Below are 18,739 nucleotides of genomic sequence, written 5' to 3'. Positions count from 1 at the left end.
GCAAATGAAATCTGGCAATTATCGAATTGATGCCATGTTGATATTCGCTGTTGTTTTTTGTGGCAATAAAGCTCAAAACCCTGCCTTGATGAGCAAAGTCAAAGATATGCCAAGCGATAAATAGCAAAACTTTTTTTAATATTAACAAATACTTAGTTTATAAAATCCGCTATGAAATACACCTTAACTCGCCCAAATGAAAATGGCAACCAGTATCCACACAATTCTCGCCAAGTGGTTGATGATATCACGCAGGCAGAAGTGGAGAAAAATGTTTTTTTGGGCAAATTGTCCGATTTGACCCATGCTGCTGCCAACTGGGGACGCAAAAATTCTCTTTGGCCGTTTAACTTTGGCACAAGCTGCTGCTATGTGGAATATGCCACAACCTTGACAGGCGTGCATGATTTATCAAGATTTGGGGCGGAGGTTATTCGTGCATCACCTCGCCAAGCGGATGTGATGATTGTTGCTGGCACTTGTTTTGTCAAGATGGCACCTGTGATTTTGCGGTTGTATGAGCAGATGCTGGAGCCAAAGTGGGTCATCTCGATGGGAGCGTGTGCCAACTCGGGCGGTATGTATGATATTTATTCGGTGGTGCAGGGCGTGGATAAGATTATCCCTGTCGATGTCTATATTCCAGGCTGTCCGCCTCGCCCCGAGGCTTTGATTCAGGCGTTGATGTTGTTACAAGAATCCATCACGCACGAACGCCGACCGTTGGGCATTCATCTTGACAATCAAGGCATTATTCAGCCTGTGATGACACCAGAGCGAGATCGTAAAAATGCCGAACGCATTGCCGTAAAAAATCTAAGAAGCCAAGATGATGCGTTTTGATTGTTATTTAAGATGAGCAAATAAAGATTTAAAAGGACAATGTTTGTCCAGATGGTTGGTATTGATAGGGCGGATAACCACGGGTTGTAACTTATCATTATGGTAACTATCGCACAGGTTAATTCGGCAGGGTTTGTTTTTAAGTCAAAGCATTAAAACAGATAATATCACTCATTACTAGCCATCTGAATGGGACAAATGTGCTTTTTGTAAAATTTTGGTATGTATTTGTATTTTTGTTATCTGGGTACAGACAATTATTATTTGCCAGCTAAATTGTTTGATGATGTAGTTGGGACAAGCAGCAAAAGGGTGGGTGATGAAAACGCATCAGTATACAGTTAGTATTACTTGGCAGGGTAATCTTGGCGTAGGTACTAAAGATTATACCAGTTATGAACGCAATTTTGTCATTTCGGCAGATGATAAGGTGGATATTTTGGCATCATCAGACCCAGCATTTCGCGGTGATAAGCACAAGTGGAATCCAGAAGAGCTGTTGCTTGCCAGCATTTCATCTTGCCACAAACTTTGGTATTTGCATTTATGTGCGGTTAATCAAATTGTGGTACAAGCATACCAAGATAATGCCACAGCAATAATGAATGAAGGTGATGATAAAAATGCAGGGCAGTTTGTCTGTGCGACATTAAATCCTGTGGTAAAAATTAGCCAGGGCGACCAAAAGTTGGCATTGGCTTTGCATGAACAGGCACATAAATTATGCTTTATTGCTAACTCTATTAAATTTCCTGTGCAGTGTCAAGCAACGGTACTAAAAGCTCCCTAGATTTATTATTGATTGTTTACAATTATTTTATTGGCGGATTTGGTTTCTATTTTGTGCTAAAACAGCTAATAATTTATTTTTTGGTATAGAATAAATTTTTAAATATTTTAGCTGTTGTAAGGCTGTAGAGATTTAAAGTAAGTTGGACATTATGAGCATTAATCACATTCACGATTTTGAGATTTTAACCGAGCTTCGTGCAAAGTTTGATAATTTAACCGTCCAAGAGACGCAAGACGGCATTCCGACTGTTTGGGTGGCTAAGCATCAAGTGCTTGAGGTGCTGTTGTATTTACGCACCTTGCCCAAGCCATTTGTCATGCTTGTGGATCTTTCTGCCATTGATGAGCGATTACGCCAGCATAGATATGGCTTGCCGACAAGCGATTTTACTGTGTTTTATCACTTGATGAGCCTTGAGCGAAATAGTGATATCCGCATAAAAGTCGCATTGGCAGAGGGCGAGCATATCCCCAGTGCTACCAAGATTTATCCCAATGCCAACTGGTATGAGCGTGAGGTGTGGGATATGTTTGGTGTGGTGTTTGACGACCATCCGCACCTGACACGGATTTTGTTGCCGAAATATTGGGAAGGGCATCCGCTTCGCAAGGAATATCACGCTCGTGCGACCGAATTTACGCCGTATTTTTTGAACACTGCCAAGCAGCAGTTTGAGCAAGAAAATTTACGCTTCGTGCCAGAAGAATGGGGAATGAAACGCTCTGGGCGTGATGAGGATTTTATGTTTTTGAACATTGGTCCAAACCACCCATCGGCACACGGGGCGTTTCGTTTGGTGCTGCAATTAGATGGTGAGGAGATTGTTGATTGCATTCCTGATATTGGCTATCATCATCGCGGTGCTGAAAAAATGGCAGAACGCCAAACTTGGCACTCTTTTATCCCTTATACCGACCGCATTGACTATCTGGGTGGGGTGATGAATGAGCTGCCCTATATCATGGCGGTGGAAAAGCTAGCTGGCATTACCGTGCCTGATCGTGCCAATACCATTCGCATTATGATGAGTGAATTGTTTAGAATTACTAATAATTTACTCTACTGGGGGACATTTATCCAAGATGCTGGTGGTATGACTCCTGTGTTTTATATGTTTGCCGATCGCCAAAAGGCATACGATGTCATTGAAGCGGTAACAGGCTATCGTATGCACCCTGCGTGGTTTAGAATTGGTGGCACGGCTCATGATTTGCCAAATGGCTGGCAGCGTCTGGTGCGAGAATTTTTGGACTGGATGCCAAAACGCATTGATGAATATTATAAAGCCACCATGACCAACAGCGTGCTAAAAGGACGCACACAGGCAGTGGCTCAATATGATGCCAAGCACGCCCTGGCTTGGGGGGTAACAGGGGCGGGGCTTCGTGCCACAGGTATTGATTTTGATTTGCGTAAAGCTCGCCCATATCTGGGTTATGAGAATTTTGAGTTTGAAGTTCCTGTGTTTTATAACGGCGATGCTTATGACCGCTGTCTGGTGAAAATTGAGGAAATTCGCCAGTCGCTGCGTATCATTGAGCAGTGCCTGAATAATATGCCGTCAGGAGCGTATAAAGCCGAACACCCACTTGCCGTGCCACCGCCAAAAGACCGCACACTACAAGACATTGAGACTCTGATTAACCACTTTGTCTCTGTGTCATGGGGGCCTGTGATGCCAGCAGGTGAGTCTGCGTGCATGGTGGAGGGTGTTAAAGGGCTTAATAGCTACTATGTAACCTCGGATAATTCAACAATGAGCTATCGCACTCGTATTCGCACGCCGACCTTTGCTCATCTACAGCAAATGCCTAGCGTGATTAACGGCTCGCTGGTGTCTGATGCGATTATTTATTTGGCAAGTATTGATATTGTGATGGCGGATTGTGATAGGTAAATCATAATCAATGATTCTTAAGAAAGTTTGTCAAGGGGAATGTCAATGTTTGATTTTTTCAAAAAAAAATCTGTTTGTGCTGATATGGAGCTTTATCAAAAAATACAAACCGATGGATTGGAATATACTGCTGCCAAACTTGCATTTTCACTAATACAAAAAGACTTAAGGGATTATGAAATGGCATATCTTTTTGTCTTGCAAGAGTTGGACGGTGCCAGCTATGGAGATGAGAAATCAAGAGATTTTGTAAAGAATAGCGGTATTGATTATTCCGAGTATGGTGGTGCGATGATTAATGATATGCCAGACGAGGTAGAGCGAGCATCTCTATTTTTGATTAAGCTATCTATGGGTCTACAGCCTTTGCAGGATTTAATTGCAAACTTGCGACTTCTTATTCTAAATGAAATAATGATTTTTTATAAAATTGGAAAATACAAATCACGCACCTTGGATAAAGACGGTTTGTTGGATAATATAGAGCCTCTTTCTATCCTAAATATTGTAGAGATTGTTCAACCTTGGAGTTTTAGTTCCATATTTGACAATTTAAATAAGATAACTGAAAAATTACCAAAGAATTATAATGCGTTAATGCCAATATTGTATGCGACAAGATTTACTTATGCTGGTTTATATAATCAAGGTAGGATTGGTTGGGATTTATACAATTCTGTTTATAAAGATCATTTTATGCCAGTTATGATAAACATTGGAAATAGGATAAGTAGAACTGAGCAGGTGTATTTTCAAGAAAAATCAAATGATTTAGCACTGGAGTTTTTAAAAGAATGCGATCCACTAATCAATAAATCGGTTGTAACAGCCATGGTTCTATCGGCAAAGAATAAGTTTTCTTTACAAGAGGCAATAGGTGAGGATTTAATTGTAACATCATACCTATCCGTTTGTTATTATGCAAGATTTGGCTATAGCGGTACAGAAAATACATCCAGTGTTCGTGATAACTTTATAAAAATATTAAAAGTGATATAATTGGGATTTTCAAATTAAAATGTGCTGATGAAAGCTCGGGATAATCAAATCTGCAGCTAAAACTATCAAGAATTACAGGCTGTATCTTGATAGAGCTTTCAAAAGGTATTGACAAGCAAGTGCATATGTATATCAATCCTAGAGAAGTGTTTGATTTGGTTGCACCAATAGATAGACAAAAAGACTTGAATATTAGAAGGATAATTAGAAACAGAATATGTGTTTTTAATAAATCTCAAAAGTACCCAAGCGAGTTAGGTTTTTTTGGAGATATTAACAATCCAGAGTGGCGACAGTATCAACTGTATGAAGAGGGTGGTTTGGTTATAGATACATGCCCAATAAAAATACCCAAGGAGCGTATCGATGTTTGATTATCAACTTTGGTTTGGGTTTGTGCTGTCGGTTGTGGTATTTTTATCCACCCCTGGTCCTGTTACGGTGATGGTTGCCAATCATGGTGCTAGCAATGGTTTGATGGCGAGTTTATGCACCGTTATTGGTACAAATTTGGCTTCACTGGTATTAATCGGCGTATCCTTATTGGTGCTGTTTGGTGTGGTGGGTATTGATGAGCGGTGGCTAAGTGCCTTAACGCTGGTCGGCTCTTTGTATATTATCTATTTTGCTTTTTCAATCCTCACTGAGTTAAAACAGGTCAGTCAGCTTAGCCTGTATAAGCACCAAGCGGACAGACAAGGTCTGATTACACACCTTAAACAAGGGTTTTTGGTGGGCATTGCCAACCCAAAAGATGTGTTGTTTTTTATTGGATTTTTTCCGTTGTTTTTTGGCGTTGCTGAGTCCAAAGTTGTCGCTGCCACGACACTTACCATTACTTGGGTGGTGCTAGACTATGCCATTTTGTTGGTTTATGCTTATTTATTTAGCAAAATTTGCAAGCCAAAATTTATCAAGCTTACCATGCTTATCTCGGCGTTATTATTGCTGGGGTTGGGTGCGGTCGGTGTGATAAAAAGTGTCATGGATTTTTGGTAGGGTAGCCGGTCTTAAAGATGCGTTTTTGTGGCATTTTCCACTGGTTTGGTATCGGCGAGGATTAACCTTGTCATGACGATATAGCTTTATCATGGATAATATCAGACTGTGCGACTTTGTCATTAAAAGTGCGATATTTGCTCAGGATAAAAGTTTGGCTTTATTGCATGAATGTTATCAGGCGTTATTTTGCCGTGCATTGCACCGTTTGGAGTTGAAAAACAGCAAGCATCAAAGATATGGACAGTAAAGGAGGCATTATGCACATTCCCATCAATCCCAAAATGTTTTATTATGGCTTTCCTGTCGTGCTATTAACCAGCGTGGATAATCAGGGCAAAACCAACATCAGTCCGATTTCGTCAAGCTGGTGCTTGGGCGATAATGTCGTCATCGGTTTGGGTGTGCAGGGCAAAGCGTATCAAAATATCCAGCATTGCCCAGAGGTTGTGCTAAATATCGCAAGCGAAAATCTGTGGCAAAATGTTGAGAAAATCGCTCCGTTTACGGGCAATATGCAAGCGGTCAATGAGCAATACCAGTTCTGTGATGATAAATTTGCACTTGCTGGCTTGACTGCCGAGCCGTCTTTCAAGGTGAAACCACAAAAAATCACCGAATGCCCGTTGCAGGCAGAAGCTGAGGTTGTCAATATCATCAACCGAGATGGTTATGCCATCGTTGAGCTAAAAATCTTGCAGGTTCATGCCGCAGAAGGGTTGGTTTTTGATAAAGATAAGATTGACCCAACGCTCTGGCAGCCGCTGATTTATAATTTTCGGCATTATCAAGGGCTTGGCGAGATGCTGGGTAAAAATTTTCGTGCAGAAAAATAAACCGTGATGGCGTGCTTGTTGTGATGATATTATCAAATCATTGACACTAAGCAGTCCAAGCAATAACCATCTGTAGGGCAAATGTAATTTGTCAAAACCAACGACTAAGATAAATTACTCACCAGTAATAAACCACCCAGCCCTGCCAAGAGTACGCCAATAATGCGGTTGATGATGACTTGGTGTGCCAGCATTTTCTGCCTTAGATGAGACTGTGAAAACAGCAACGCCACAATCGCAAACCACACAAAATGAGCCAAAGACATAAACGCCCCATAGCCCAAAAGCACGCCCAAAGAGGTGTCAGGTCTCACAATTTGGGTATAGGTGCTAATCACAAATAGCGTGGTTTTGGGGTTTAACGCATTGGTGAATAGCCCATATTTTAGGGCTTGGGCAGGTGAGATGGGCAGACTGTCGCCATTTTGGGCAATGGGTTTTTGCACAAAAGTTTGGTAGCCGATATATATCAGATATGCCGCCCCAATGTATTTTATGATGTCCAAAAAATTCGGCATGAATTTCATCACCGCCCCCACAAACAACAGCGTATAAGCCACATGAATCAGCACGCCCAACGCAATGCCTGTAGCGGTCAAAATCCCCACGCCACGCCCATACAGATAGCTGTTTTTTGTGGTGATGGCAAAATCTGCACCGGGGCTAATCACCGCCAAAATAGTAACCAAGGCAACGGCAAAAAATTCATTCATTGGGTAGTCCTTTTAAAACCAAATATCTGATTTGTCATGGCTAAATATGCCACAAAACAAAGCGCGGCTTTAAATCGGCAGTGGTGCGTTTGTGGCTGTTTGCCTTGGCGGCGTGAAAAATTAATAAGACAGGCTTAAGATTATTTTAAAATCTATCAAAGTCAATTCACGGTAATTTATAATATTATTGTCAATGTCAATGTCAATTAAATTGTATTTTTTTGTTAATTTTTAAATATAAAACAAAAAATAATTAAATATTTTATAATTAATATCATCAGCCCACAGATATTTTGCCAATTCGTAACAATCGGCAAAATTTGAACAGCTGGTTGATTTTGATAAGTCTAGAAATTTATCATCAAGCCAAATTTGCCTTGTTGATTTTGTATTTTATAACAAAATAAACCGCCAAAATCATCACAAAAATCCCCACCAGCACAGCAAAACCCAAGCGGTCGGTCAAATAGGTGATGAGTGGAAATAACACAAGCAGCACCAAGCGACTGGCAAAAAATCCCAAAGCGTCCAGCACCGAGCGATGAGCATCAGGTATGATGTCGTGAAATGTTGCTGAGGCTTCAATCATCAGTACCTTAATCACAAAAAACATCAGCGACAAAGACAGCAAAATACCGACAGTGGTATACCATGACTTTGTGGCAAAATCAACACTTATCGCCATAAACAGTAGGGCGATGGTTAATAAGGCGACAATGGCAATCTTTTTGTGCATGGCGGAGAGCTTGTCATTATCAACAAAGCTGCTTGAGAGAATTTGGGCAATGCTTAGCACCGAAAAGAACAAACCATAAACCCAACCAAACGTGCTGGGATTGACAATATCCACAAGCGGTTGCCACAGCTGAACCAATATCTGAAAATACACCAAAAGAATGCTTATAACCACCAAGGCATAGGCAATCTGTGGCTTGTGCTTGAGAATGTCTGTGAGCTGTTTTGCGTGCCGAGCGACCATCAGCAGTTTGTTGTCTTGGTGATTGGTGGTGCTGGTGGCTTGCGGCGTTTGTTGATCGCTTGGCATGTGTAGCCATGCACCTGCTGCGATGATAAGCAATAACACACCTGCGATATACCAAATGGCACTGGTCTGTGGGCTGATAAACGCGGCTCCAACAAAGGCACAGATTGCCATGCCCAGACTGTTATATTTGTTATCATACGCCAGCAAGGTCTTGGTGCTAAGCTCTGGTGCGGTCTTATTTTTTATGTCAATTAAATAAGAAATATAAGCACCATTAAATAATGACAATGAGACGGCGTTGAATGCTTCGGCAAGATAAAATTGCCACAAATCGCTGGCGGCAGCAGTCATCAAAAGCCAAGCTGCACCAAACACAATGCCCAAAATAGTGGATAATTTGCGACTATAGCGGTCGGTCAAATAAGAAAGTGGCAAATCCAAAAACATCATCAGGGCAAACTGAAACGACTTAAGCAGCCCCAAGTCGGCAAGCGACACCCCGCGGCTTAATAGATACAAAACCGAAACGCCACCAATCAGCATACGAAAACTGCCAAAAGCAACGCCATAAAAGACGATAAGCTTAAGATTTGTGGGAAATTTGGTTAATTTGGCGATTGGCATGAATCTTCCTTGTCTTATTAGATGATTTTGTTGTCATAACAGTATCTGTGATTGGTTTTTTTTTGTCAAGTATTTTGTGGTTGCAAAGCAGTGTTTGGTAAAAGATTGGATAAAATTAAGCAAAATGATAATGATTTTGACTGGTGAGTGCAAAGACAAATATAACTGCTTGTTGATTTAATTGCTCAATTGTTGATTGCTGTATAGAGTTTCGTAAAATTTTGGAGTATAATAGACAAATTTTAGTATCAGTTGCCATCTGATCTTAAAATGCCAAAGGATAAAATCAGCCAGCCTGCCAGCTAGCTTTCACATACATGGTATTTTCTATGAAAATAGTAACCGATAAAACCCCCAAAGTGGATATTCACCAAATCCTAACGCCTGATGAGATTCAGGGCATTATTGAGCATATCCATCATTATCCACAACCAAGAGCCGCTGTGCTTGATGCCCTAAAACTTGTCCAAAAACGAAACGGTTGGGTTGATGATGCCCAAGTCGCCGCCATCGCCAATATGCTGTCCATTGCTGTCAGTGATGTTGAGGGTGTGGCGACTTTTTTTAATCGCATTTATCGCCAGCCTGTGGGTCGTCATGTGATTTTGGTTTGTGATTCGATTGCTTGTTATTTGACAGGATATGAGGCATTGGCAGAGGCATTTCGCCGCAATCTTGGCATTGAATTTGGGCAGACGACAGCAGACGGTAGGTTTACCTTGTTGCCGATTTGTTGTCTGGGCAACTGCGACAAAGGGGCAAGCGTGCTGATTGATGAGGATACTTATGGCCCTGTCCTGCCCGAGGAAGTGGCGATGTTATTGGAGCAATATCTATGAGTGAAGCGACTTTTTGCAAACCGACAGTTACTGCCCAAATTGACGCACGCAAATTGGGCAAAGCACCCAGTCAGCTCAACCGTCAGCGGATTCCTATCTACGGCGTGGGCTTGGCGGAAGGCGAGGCACCAACCAGTCTTTCTCACCCATTGACTTGGCGATTATACCATCATGATGCCGTGTTAAAACTTGCTGATTATTTGGCACTAAAAGGCTTCGAGGGTCTAAAAATCGCCCTTAGCAAAAGCCCAAAAGAAGTCGGCGAGATGATAAAAACTGCCAATGTGCGTGGGCGTGGCGGGGCTGGATTTAATGCAGGGCTAAAATGGACATTTATGACCCCGCCTGATGGTGGCGTGCGTTATTTGATTTGTAATGCTGACGAAATGGAGCCCGGTACATTCAAAGACCGTCTACTGATGGAGCGACTGCCATTTCAGCTGATTGAGGGTATGCTTATCACTGCTTATGCAATCGGTGCAAGCGTTGGTTATATTTTTATCCGTGGCGAATATATCATCGCTGCCGAGCGATTGCAGGCAGCCATTGACGAATGTCTAGCAAATGCACTGCTTGGTGAGAATATCCTAGGCACAGAATTTGGCTTTAAGCTGCATGTGCATACTGGTGCAGGGCGTTATATTTGTGGTGAAGAGACAGCGCTCATCAACTGTCTGGAGGGTCGCCGTGCCAATCCACGCACCAAGCCACCATTTCCCCAAGTTGCAGGTGCATGGGGCAGACCAACGGTGGTCAATAATGTAGAAACGCTTAATAATATGTCAGCCATTTTATTAAATGGTGTGCAATGGTATCTGGATTTGCCCAAAGCCAAGGGCAAATCAGAAACACCTGGTACCAAAATCATGGGCTGCTCTGGCCGTGTCAAAGATGCAGGGCTGTGGGAGCTGCCCTTTGGTTATACTGCTCGTGAGATTATCGAGCTTGCTGGCGGTATGCAAGATGGTCTGAAACTAAAGGCGTGGTTGCCGGGTGGTGCTTCTACTGATTTTTTGACCGCAAGCGATGAGCATTTGGATCTGGTGATGGACTTTGATCCCATCATGAAAGCAGGCTCACGGCTTGGCACTTGTTTGATGATGGTGGTGGACGAAACCCAAGATATGGTTAGCCTATCAAAAAACCTGCAGCAGTTTTTTCAGCGAGAGTCTTGTGGCTGGTGTACGCCATGCCGTGATGGATTGCCATGGGGTGTGAAGATTTTGGACGCAATTGACAACGGTCAGGGCGAGTCGGCAGATATTGACAAGCTCTCTGAGCTGACGCGTGATTTGTGGATTGGCAAGACTTTTTGTGCCCATGCCCCCGGTGCGATGGAGCCGTTGATGAGTGCCTTGAAGTATTTTCGCCATGAATTTGAGCAAAAAATTCAGCCAGTGTCAGAAGATAAGCACGAACAAGGAGGGCTGTGATGGCAGTCATTCATATTGATGGAAAAACGGTAGAGGTGGACGGCAGTGATAATCTACTGGCTGCCTGTCTATCTTTGGGCATTGATGTGCCATATTTTTGTTATCACCCAGCCTTGGGCTCGGTTGGCTCGTGTCGCCAATGTGCCGTCAAGCAGTATAATAATGAAGAAGATTATCAGGCAGGGCGTGGGCGTTTGGTGATGAGCTGCATGGTTGCTCCAACCAATGATATGTATATCTCGGTCAATGATGAGGAAGCAAAAAACTTCCGCAAGCATATCGTTGAATACCTGATGACCAACCACCCGCACGATTGCCCAACTTGTGAAGAAGGCGGTCATTGCCACCTGCAAGACATGACTTATATGAGTGGGCATCGCCAACGCCGTTATCGCTTCACCAAACGCACGCATCATAATCAGGATTTGGGTTCATTTATCAATCACGAAATGAACCGCTGCATTGCCTGTTATCGCTGTGTGCGTTTTTATAAAGACTATGCAGGCGGCAAGGATTTTGGTGTCTATGCCTCGAACAACCGTGTGTATTTTGGTCGTGAGACAGATGGTCAGTTTGAAAGTGAGTTTAGCGGTAACTTGACCGAAGTCTGTCCAACAGGCGTATTTACTGACAAAACACATTCTGATCGTTATAATCGCAAGTGGGATATGCAGTATGCACCCAGCGTTTGTCATGGCTGCTCAACGGGTTGTAGCATTTCTGCTGGTGAGCGTTATGGCGAGTTGCGTCGTATTGAAAACCGCTACAATCCAGATGTCAATGGGTATTTTTTGTGCGATCGTGGTCGCTTTGGTTATGGTTATGTCAATCGTGCCGATCGTCCAACCAGCCCTTATCAAAACACACCAGCAGGCAAAATGCAGCTGGATGCCGAAGCGGCTTTGGATAAGGTAATCGCTCTGCTTCGCGGCAAAAAACTCATCGGTATTGGCAGTGATATGGCAAGCCTTGAGAGTAATTTTGCCCTAAAAAAACTGGTGGGAGCAGCCAACTACAGCACAGGCTGGAGCATGGCGGTACAAACTTTGGTGGATAAATCGGTTGAGATTTTGCGTAATCATAGTGTGTACAACCCTTCTGTGGCACAGATTGAGCAGGCGGATGCAGTTTTTATCTTGGGTGAGGACATTACCCAGACAGCAGCACGCGTGGCACTGTCGGTACGCCAAGCTGCCAAAAATAAAGCACGGCAAATGGCAACGGCATTACGCACAGACCATTGGCTTGCCGAACCTGTGCAGCGAATCGGTCAGGGGGATTTTAGCCCAATCTATGTGGTTGATGTGGTTGATACCAAACTTGATGACATTGCCAAAACTTCTGTCGTGGCAAGCATTGAGGACATTGCTCGCTTTGGCTATTTGGTGGCTGAGGTGATTGATTGTTTTGATGTGCATTTGGATAATCTTGTTAAGCCCAACCTTGATGCCGATGAGCAAATGCTAACTTTGGCATATCAAATCGCTGTTGATTTGGTTTCGGCAAATCAGCCACTGGTTATTTCAGGAACTTCGCTTGGCTCACAAGCAGTGATCGAGGCGGCAGCGTGCATTGCACAAAGTTTGAGCAAAAAACGCCAAGCCATCAAAGCGACAAACGAGGCGGAGATTGCCCACTATCAAGCTGAACAAAATACTGATGTGTCAGCCGATTTGCCAAGTCATGATCCGCAGCTGATTGCCAAGCCTGAGCATCCCCAAACTGACACCCAAAAGACAGATCAGGCAAAAATTGTGCGTCCAGAGCCCAAGCCGCTTGATACGCATTTTGCACCGATTGCAGCGATATATCTTGCACTGCCAGCGGCAAACAGTGCTGGCATCAGTCTGCTTGGCGGGCGAGCAATTGAAGAGGTACTGGCACAGGAGTATGAGGCGGTGGTTGTGCTTGAAAATGACCTAAGTCAGCTTGGCACGGTAAATGCACTTGCCCAAATAGCAAACAAAACCCTGATTGTTCTGGATCATCAGCATTATCCTTGGCACAATCAAGCCGATGTGGTGCTATCGGCGGCAAGTTTTGCCGAAGCTGATGGCACGCTGGTGTCAAGCGAAGGGCGAGCACAGCGGTTTTTTCAGGCTTATGATAAAAAATACTATGAGCCAAATAGCAACATTAAAGACAGTTGGCGGTGGCTGTATGCCTTATCGCATGAGCTAAATCAAACAGCTCTGGCTGCCCATTTGGACGAAGTGATTGATGATATTGCCGAGCAAGTGCATGGTTTGGCAGCAATCAAGGACGCTGCCCCAACTGCCGATTATCGCATTCGCGGTCTAAAAATCGCTCGTGAGCCACGCCGTTACTCGGGTCGCACTGCCATACGAGCGACCTTATCGGTGCATGAACCGATGCAGCCTAAGGATCTGGATACGGCATTGACCTTCTCAATGGAAGGTTATGTTGGCGATAAAACCAGTGCTGCCAGCATTCCTTTTGCATGGGCGGCAGGGTGGAACTCACCGCAAGCATGGAACAAATACCAAAGCAAAATCGGCGGCAGGCTAAAAGGCGGCGATATTGGTGTGCGTTTATTTGATTATTTACCAAAACTTGAACACCGCTATGCCAGCCAGCGTCAGGAAATCAGTGATCCTGCCAATACCAGCGTATTTCATGGTGTGGTACGCTTATTCCCTGTGCATCAGTTATTTGCCTCAAGCCCCTTGGCATCTCGAAGCCCTGTCGTTGCTGAGCAAATCCAAGCAATCGGTTGGTATATGAACGAAAATGATGCCAATCTCTGGCAGGTAAGGGCAGGCGATTTATTGGCGATAGACTCATTGTATGGTGAAATCGTCCTGCCTGTGGTGATTGTGGAATATGTGCCAGATGGCTGCGTGGGCTATGCTGCAGGACAAGTGCCATTATCGCCCAAGCTATTAACCAGCATCAGGCGTGCCGATTCGGTGGCGAGTGTGTTTGAGCCAAGTCATGTCCAAAGCCTAAAAAACTTACCAAGGCAGCATCGTAGTCAGTTATTTTTGGCAAGTGCGGTGCAGCCAGTATCGCCACAGACAGGCACTACAATTAGGGAGAATGCATAATGTCGGTTCGTGTCATTCCACAGATGCCATCGGTGCTGAACAATGCTTTAAGTTTTGATGCGTGGTCGATATTGTTTTTGGTGGCTCAGGCATTGATGATTTTTTTGGGCTTGGTGATTGTTGCTGCACTGATGATTGTCTATGAGCGGCGTATGTTGGCACTGTGGCAAGATCGTTACGGCCCAAACCGTGTCGGCTGGCAGGGCAGTTTGCAGTTAGTTGCAGACATGCTAAAGATTTTCTTTAAAGAAGACTGGACACCAAATTTTGCCGACAAAAAAATATTCACTCTGGCACCTGCCATTGCAATGTTTACCGCATTGGCAAGTTTTGCCATCATTCCGCTGTCGCCAACTTTGGGGGCTGCTGACTGGAATATTGGTCTGTTGTTTTTCTTTGCGATGGCAGGCCTTGCAGTGTATGCGGTAATGTTCGGTGGCTGGGCATCTGCCAACAAATTCTCACTGCTTGGCGGCTTGCGTTCATCAGCCCAAACCATCAGCTATGAGGTGTTTTTGGGATTGTCGCTTATGGGCGTGGTGGCACAGGCGGGCTCATTTAATGTCCGTGATATTGTCGAGGCTCAAAGCACGATTTGGAATGTGATTCCGCAGTTTTTTGGCTTTTTGACCTTTGTGGTGGCAGGGGTTGCGGTAACGCATAGGCATCCTTTTGACCAGCCAGAGGCTGAGCAGGAGCTGGCAGAAGGCTATCATGTTGAGTATTCTGGCATGAAATTCGGTATGTTTTTCATTGGCGAATATGTCAATGTGGTGCTGATTTCGGCATTGATGACTTGCTTGTTTTTTGGTGGTTGGCTAGCACCGTTTAATCTTGATATTCCCTTTATTCCGCCTATTTTTTGGTTCATGATAAAAACCTTGTTTTTTATGACAATGTTTGTACTGGCTCGTGGTTCATTGATGCGACCCAGATATGATCAGGTGATGAATTTTGGCTGGAAAATTTGCCTGCCAGTAACTTTGGTTAATTTATTGGCAACCGCCTTTGTAATTTTGGCGTGGGGGGCAAAATGATAGCTCAAAAAATCATACCAAATACTCATCTGCAACACACTTTTAAAAATCCTATTTCGTTTGTGTTTGTGGCATTGAAAGAGAAAGAGTGGAAATTACAACCTGTTATAAAGGCGTTGGTTTTACCTGCAATTTTGATTGATATCGTTACTTTGCCCATACAAATTGTTGGTGAGTATTTATAAATCATTCTTAATATTGATTGATAAAATTTTGATTAAGAGTGAACATTATAAAGGATAAATAATTATGTTAGTAGCATTAAAAAACACCGCAGTCGGTATCATGAGCATTATCCGCTCAATGTGGATGGTGAATGCTCACGCTCTGCGTCCACGAGATACCATTCTTTATCCTGAGCAGCCCGTGCCTGTGCCACCTCGTTTTCGTGGACGCATTGTCTTGACACGAGATCCAGACGGTGATGAACGCTGTGTGGCGTGTAATTTGTGTGCAGTTGCTTGCCCTGTGGGTTGTATTTCGCTACAAAAGGCCGAGCGTGAAGATGGTCGCTGGTATCCTGAATTTTTCCGCATTAATTTTAGCCGTTGTGTATTTTGTGGTATGTGCGAAGAGGCTTGCCCAACCACAGCAATTCAATTGACCCCTGACTTTGAGTTGGGTGAGTACAATCGCCAAAATCTGGTTTATGAAAAAGAGCATTTGCTCATCAGCGGTACGGGCAAATATCCTGAATATAACTATTATCGAGTTACTGGTATGGCGACCAAAGACAACCCCAAAGGCTCGCACCAAAATGAAGCAACACCAATCGATGTGCGGAGTTTATTGCCATGATGACTGTATTATCACAACTGTTAAGTGATGCCAATGTGGTTGGATTTTATGCACTGGCGGCGGTGGCGATTTTTGCCAGTTTGCGAGTTATAACGCACGCCAACCCTGTGCACGCCATTTTATCAATGATTGTTTCACTGCTTGCGGTGGCGGGGATATTTTTTATCCTCGGTGCGTCATTTGCAGGGATTTTGGAGATTATCGTCTATGCAGGGGCGATTTTGGTGCTGTTTGTTTTTGTCATTATGATGCTAAATTTGGGCAGTGATGTTGGCGAAGAAAAATCATGGCTAAGTTCAACTGCTTGGGCGGTGCCAATGTGCCTGATGCTGATTATTGCAGGTGTATTGACAGCATTGATTTTAAGCTCGCCAAGCTCAGCACAAAGCCTATCAGCTGCCAGTATTGATGCCAAGCAGGTGGGCATTCGCTTATTTAGCCATTATGTGCTTTTGGTTGAAGTGGCGGCATTTTTGCTGCTTGGGGCATTGGTGGCGGCATATCATTTGGGCAAAAAAGCTCTTGATGATGAAAATTTCAGCCATTATCAAGACACAGAACACGCCCAAAATAATCCCAATAATCAGCCTGATATGCCAGTATTTAGCAACAGCAAACGACAAGGAGGTCTGTGATGAGTGTACAGACAACAGTCAATCAGATTTCTATGCAGACAGCCGAGCAGGTTGCCAGTCTTGGGGTGAATAGCTCCCATGCGTTGATTTTGGCGGCGATATTGTTTGCCATTGGATTGGCAGGCGTGATGGCACGGCGTAATGTCTTGTTTATGCTGATGAGCCTTGAGATTATGATGAACGCAGCAGCGTTAGCCTTTGTGGTTGCGGGCAATATGTGGGGCAGTGCTGATGGACAGGTGATGTTTATCTTTGTGCTGACTTTGGCAGCAGCAGAGGCGGCGATTGGGCTTGCAATTTTATTGCAATTTTATCATCGATTTGGCAGTCTTGATGTCAATAAAGCCAATAAATTAAAGGGGTAGGATATGAGTATGCTGGCGTGGACTTTTATTTGCCCACTGATTGGATTTTTGATATTGGCAACTTTGCGTGATCGTCTATCACAAACACTGGCTGCTGTTATTGGTACGGGTTCGATGTTGCTATCAGCGGCTGCTACCTTGTATGTTGGGCTGGATTATTTGCAAAATTTTGCCAATCAGCGTATCGAGGTGCCACTGTGGACTTGGCTAAAAATAGGGGAGTTTGCCCCAAGTTTTGGCTTGGCATTTGATGGCTTGACCTTGACCATGACCGCCATCATCACAGGCATTGGTTTTTTGATTCACCTGTTTGCTGCATGGTATATGAATGGCGAGCAGGGATTTGCCAGATTTTTTAGTTATTTAAATTTGTTTGTTGCCAGTATGTTGCTGTTGGTGCAGGCGGATAATCTACTATTATTATACCTAGGCTGGGAAGGTGTTGGCATTTGTTCCTATCTTTTGATTGGGTTTTATTTTGCCAACCGTGCCAATGGTCGTGCTGCCATCAAGGCTTTTACGGTAACGCGTGTTGGCGATGTATTTTTGGCAATCGGCTTATTTTTGTTATTTAGAGAATTTGGCACGCTTAATATCAATGAAATCATCACCAAAGCACCAATGGTGTTTGATATCAACAATCCTACCATGATATTGACAACCATGATGCTTGTCGGTGGGGCATGGGGTAAGTCGGCACAGATTCCATTACATACTTGGCTTGCTGATGCAATGGCAGGCCCTACGCCTGTTTCGGCATTGATTCATGCAGCAACCATGGTAACTGCTGGCGTGTATTTGATTGCACGCTTGCATCCGCTATTTATACTAAGCCCTGATGTCTTGCTGTACTGGGTGGGTGGTGTTGGTGCTGTTTCAATGCTGGTGGCAGGGTTTTGTGCATTGGCACAGACGGATATTAAGCGAATTTTGGCATACTCAACCATGAGCCAGCTGGGCTATATGTTTATTGCACTGGGCGTGGGTGCATGGCAAGCGGCAATTTTTCATTTGATGACGCACGCATTTTTTAAGGCATTGCTGTTCTTGGCATCAGGGGCGGTGATTGTGTCGGTTCATCATGAACAAAATATCTTTAAGATGGGTGGACTTGCCAAAAAAATTCCTTTGGTATTTGCCTGTTTTGTGGTTGGTGGCGGTGCTTTGGTTGCTTTGCCATTTATTACCGTTGGTTTTTATTCCAAAGAAGCAATCCTGTGGGAGGCGTATGCAGGCGGCTACCAAGTGCTATTCTGGGCAGGGGTTGTCGGTGCATTTTTGACCTCATTGTACACTTTCCGTTTGGTTTGGATTGCTTTTTTTGGCAAAGAAAAAACCCATGCCGAGCCTTTGTCTGGCATCGCATATTGGTTGCCACTTAGTGTGCTTTTGCTACTATCCACAGGCTTGGGGGCGTTGATTACGCCACCGTTAAACGAAGTGTTGCCTTTGGGAGCGGGGCAGCTGCTTGAGCAAGCAGGCGAAGTTGCGGGTAAATATCGTGCCGAATATATCGCCATGGCATTTATGGCGACAGGTTTACTTGTGGCTGTGTTTTTGTATGTTATTAACCAAGGTCGCCTGTTGGATAAATTTAAAAATACCACCCTTGGTGCTGCTTTGTATCATTGGTGTTATCACGGGTTGGGGTTCGATGCCTTGTACGATTGGTTATTTGTCAAGCCATTTTTGGCAATTGCCAAACTGCTAAAAAATGACCCTGTTGATAAACTGATAAATATTTTCCCAGCCTTGGCATCGGCTGGCAATAAAGTAATGGTTAAGACTCAGACAGGTCTGCTGCGTACGCATATGCTAAGTTTTGGCATGGCTGTGGCAGCTGTGTTGATTTTGGCAATGATGATGGTGGTGTAA

18 protein-coding genes are annotated in these 18,739 nt (G+C 43.9%); 16 read left to right on the top strand and 2 right to left on the bottom strand.

Annotation, left to right across the window (positions count from 1 at the left end; genetic code table 11):
• Nucleotides 1-171 precede the first annotated feature (171 nt).
• The 7 genes from EL162_RS08735 (at nucleotide 172) to EL162_RS08705 (ending at nucleotide 6,367) form a co-directional block, all read left to right on the top strand.
• Nucleotides 172-843: an NADH-quinone oxidoreductase subunit B gene (locus EL162_RS08735; RefSeq protein WP_126331450.1), complete on the top strand. Its 672-nt coding sequence runs from the start codon at nucleotides 172-174 to the stop codon at nucleotides 841-843.
• 319 nt (nucleotides 844-1,162) lie between these two features.
• The gene (locus tag EL162_RS08730; RefSeq protein WP_126331449.1) at nucleotides 1,163-1,633 is read left to right on the top strand and encodes an OsmC family protein; all 471 of its coding nucleotides are present in this window, start codon (nucleotides 1,163-1,165) and stop codon (nucleotides 1,631-1,633) included.
• Between the two features lie 151 nt (nucleotides 1,634-1,784).
• Complete coding sequence (gene nuoC / locus EL162_RS08725) at nucleotides 1,785-3,533, top strand: NADH-quinone oxidoreductase subunit C/D (RefSeq protein ID WP_126331448.1); 1,749 nt, start codon at nucleotides 1,785-1,787, stop codon at nucleotides 3,531-3,533.
• Nucleotides 3,534-3,578: 45 nt separating this feature from the next.
• A complete protein-coding gene (locus tag EL162_RS08720; protein WP_126331447.1) occupies nucleotides 3,579-4,532 on the top strand; it encodes a hypothetical protein in 954 nt (317 codons plus the stop codon).
• An 86-nt stretch (nucleotides 4,533-4,618) separates the two neighbouring features.
• Nucleotides 4,619-4,906, top strand: a complete 288-nt coding sequence (locus EL162_RS08715) for a YqcI/YcgG family protein (protein ID WP_126331446.1) — start codon at nucleotides 4,619-4,621, stop codon at nucleotides 4,904-4,906.
• On the top strand, nucleotides 4,899-5,531 hold the full coding sequence (locus EL162_RS08710) for a LysE family translocator (protein WP_126331445.1): 633 nt from the start codon (nucleotides 4,899-4,901) through the stop codon (nucleotides 5,529-5,531). The genes EL162_RS08715 and EL162_RS08710 overlap by 8 nt, the downstream gene beginning before the upstream one ends.
• A 260-nt stretch (nucleotides 5,532-5,791) precedes the next feature.
• A complete protein-coding gene (locus EL162_RS08705) occupies nucleotides 5,792-6,367 on the top strand; it encodes a flavin reductase family protein (protein ID WP_126331444.1) in 576 nt (191 codons plus the stop codon).
• A 104-nt stretch (nucleotides 6,368-6,471) separates the two neighbouring features.
• Here the strand turns inward: EL162_RS08705 and EL162_RS08700 are convergent, their stop codons facing one another.
• Nucleotides 6,472-7,080, bottom strand: a complete 609-nt coding sequence (locus tag EL162_RS08700; RefSeq protein WP_126331443.1) for a LysE family translocator — start codon at nucleotides 7,078-7,080, stop codon at nucleotides 6,472-6,474.
• 361 nt (nucleotides 7,081-7,441) lie between these two features.
• The gene (locus EL162_RS08695) at nucleotides 7,442-8,689 is read right to left on the bottom strand and encodes an MFS transporter (protein ID WP_126331442.1); all 1,248 of its coding nucleotides are present in this window, start codon (nucleotides 8,687-8,689) and stop codon (nucleotides 7,442-7,444) included.
• A gap of 329 nt (nucleotides 8,690-9,018) precedes the next feature.
• Between EL162_RS08695 and nuoE the strand changes: the two genes are divergently transcribed.
• From nuoE to nuoL, 9 genes are all read left to right on the top strand, one after another.
• Entirely contained in the window at nucleotides 9,019-9,528 is a 510-nt protein-coding gene (gene nuoE, locus EL162_RS08690; RefSeq protein ID WP_076555387.1) for an NADH-quinone oxidoreductase subunit NuoE, read from the top strand.
• A complete protein-coding gene (nuoF, locus tag EL162_RS08685) occupies nucleotides 9,525-10,961 on the top strand; it encodes an NADH-quinone oxidoreductase subunit NuoF (RefSeq protein ID WP_126331441.1) in 1,437 nt (478 codons plus the stop codon). Before nuoE ends, nuoF begins: the two co-directional genes overlap by 4 nt.
• Complete coding sequence (nuoG, locus tag EL162_RS08680) at nucleotides 10,961-14,029, top strand: NADH-quinone oxidoreductase subunit NuoG (protein WP_126331440.1); 3,069 nt, start codon at nucleotides 10,961-10,963, stop codon at nucleotides 14,027-14,029. The genes nuoF and nuoG overlap by 1 nt, the downstream gene beginning before the upstream one ends.
• Nucleotides 14,029-15,066, top strand: coding sequence for an NADH-quinone oxidoreductase subunit NuoH (gene nuoH / locus EL162_RS08675; protein ID WP_126331439.1), 1,038 nt, complete (start codon nucleotides 14,029-14,031; stop codon nucleotides 15,064-15,066). Before nuoG ends, nuoH begins: the two co-directional genes overlap by 1 nt.
• Nucleotides 15,063-15,251, top strand: a complete 189-nt coding sequence (locus tag EL162_RS08670; protein ID WP_126331438.1) for a hypothetical protein — start codon at nucleotides 15,063-15,065, stop codon at nucleotides 15,249-15,251. The genes nuoH and EL162_RS08670 overlap by 4 nt, the downstream gene beginning before the upstream one ends.
• Nucleotides 15,252-15,315: 64 nt before the next feature.
• A complete protein-coding gene (nuoI, locus tag EL162_RS08665; RefSeq protein WP_076555382.1) occupies nucleotides 15,316-15,864 on the top strand; it encodes an NADH-quinone oxidoreductase subunit NuoI in 549 nt (182 codons plus the stop codon).
• Nucleotides 15,861-16,499 carry an NADH-quinone oxidoreductase subunit J gene (gene nuoJ, locus EL162_RS08660; RefSeq protein WP_078310271.1) on the top strand — a complete coding sequence of 213 codons (639 nt, stop codon included), beginning with the start codon at nucleotides 15,861-15,863 and terminating at the stop codon, nucleotides 16,497-16,499. The genes nuoI and nuoJ overlap by 4 nt, the downstream gene beginning before the upstream one ends.
• A 32-nt stretch (nucleotides 16,500-16,531) precedes the next feature.
• A complete protein-coding gene (gene nuoK, locus EL162_RS08655) occupies nucleotides 16,532-16,864 on the top strand; it encodes an NADH-quinone oxidoreductase subunit NuoK (RefSeq protein ID WP_076555446.1) in 333 nt (110 codons plus the stop codon).
• 3 nt (nucleotides 16,865-16,867) lie between these two features.
• Nucleotides 16,868-18,739, top strand: coding sequence for an NADH-quinone oxidoreductase subunit L (gene nuoL, locus EL162_RS08650; RefSeq protein WP_126331436.1), 1,872 nt, complete (start codon nucleotides 16,868-16,870; stop codon nucleotides 18,737-18,739).

Source organism: Moraxella cuniculi (assembly GCF_900637105.1).
In the GTDB taxonomy this organism is placed as follows: domain Bacteria; phylum Pseudomonadota; class Gammaproteobacteria; order Pseudomonadales; family Moraxellaceae; genus Moraxella; species Moraxella cuniculi.
Note: the sequence above shows the minus strand (reverse complement) of the source record. Positions and strands in the feature narration are given on the sequence as shown.